The sequence below is a fragment of the Streptosporangium nanhuense genome, from assembly GCF_059358815.1.
The window spans coordinates 1-1,187 of sequence record NZ_JCADBG010000105.1 but is presented as its reverse complement, the minus strand read 5'-3'; the positions used below and the strand labels follow the sequence as shown (position 1 = coordinate 1,187).

General features: G+C 71.4%; 1 protein-coding gene. It reads right to left on the bottom strand.

The window, feature by feature from the left end; genetic code table 11:
- A partial coding sequence (locus AC5L38_RS44180) for a beta-ketoacyl reductase (protein WP_495248816.1) occupies positions 1–1,187 on the bottom strand: 1,187 nt, incomplete at both ends.

Below are 1,187 nucleotides of genomic sequence, written 5' to 3'. Positions count from 1 at the left end.
TGCTGCGGATCCATCGCCAACGCCTCACGCGGCGAAATCCCGAAGAACCCCGGATCGAACTCCCCCGCCTCGTGCAGGAAACCACCCTCACGCGCATAGCTGACCCCTTGGCTCTCCAGAGCGGGGGTGGAGAACGCCGCCAGGTCCCAGCCTCGCGTCGTCGGGAACGGCGAGATCGCGTCCGCCCCCTCGGTGACCAGCCGCCACAGATCCTCCGGCGAGGTGACCCCGCCCGGGTAGCGGCAGGCCATGCCCACGATCACGATCGGGTCATCACCCAGGGACACCACAGGCGCGGAAACGATCGCGTCGGCGTCCTCACCGAACAGCTCGGCCAGCAGGAACTCCGCCAGCACACTCGGCGTCGGATAGTCGAACACCAGCGTCGACGGCAACCGCAACCCGCTCACCACGTTCAACCGGTTACGCAGCTCGACGGCGGTGAGGGAGTCGAAGCCCAGCTCACGAAACTCCCGCCGGACGTCCACCGCGGTGGAGTCGGGGTGTCCCAGGACGGCGGCGGCCTGGGTGCGGACCAGGTCGGCCATGAACCGGGTCCGGTCGATCCGCGTCAGTCCGGCCAGTTGCCGTACCAACGCTCTTCCGTCGACCGTACGCGCCAGAGCCGCCGTGCGGCGGGTGCCCCGCACCAGGCCGCGCAGCAGCGGCGGCACCAGCTGGGCGGGCATCGCCGGTATGTTCATCGGGACCGGGAGCACCAGCGGTGCGTCCGCCCCCAGGGCCGCGTCGAACAGTGCCAGCCCCTGTTCGGTGGTGATCGGCGGCAGCCCGGCGGCGGTCACCCGCTGAACGTCGGCCTGCGACATGCCCCCGGTCATTCCGGTGGCCTGCGCCCACAGTCCCCACGCCAGCGACAGTCCCGGCAGGCCCTGCGCCCGGCGCCGTGCCATCAGCGCGTCCAGCCAGGCATTGGCCGCCGCGTAGTTCCCCTGACCGCCGCCGCCCATCACCCCGGCCAGCGAGGAGAACACCACGAAATCAGCCAGGTCCTCGTCACGGGTGAGCTCGTGCAGGTGCCAGGCCGCGTCCACCTTGGGGCGCAGTACGGTGTCCAGCCGCTCGGGCGTCAGCGAGGCGATCGTCGCGTCGTCCAGCACGCCCGCGGTGTGGATCACCGCCGTCAGCGGGTGCCCCGGGGACACCTCGGCCAGCAGCGCCGCCACCTG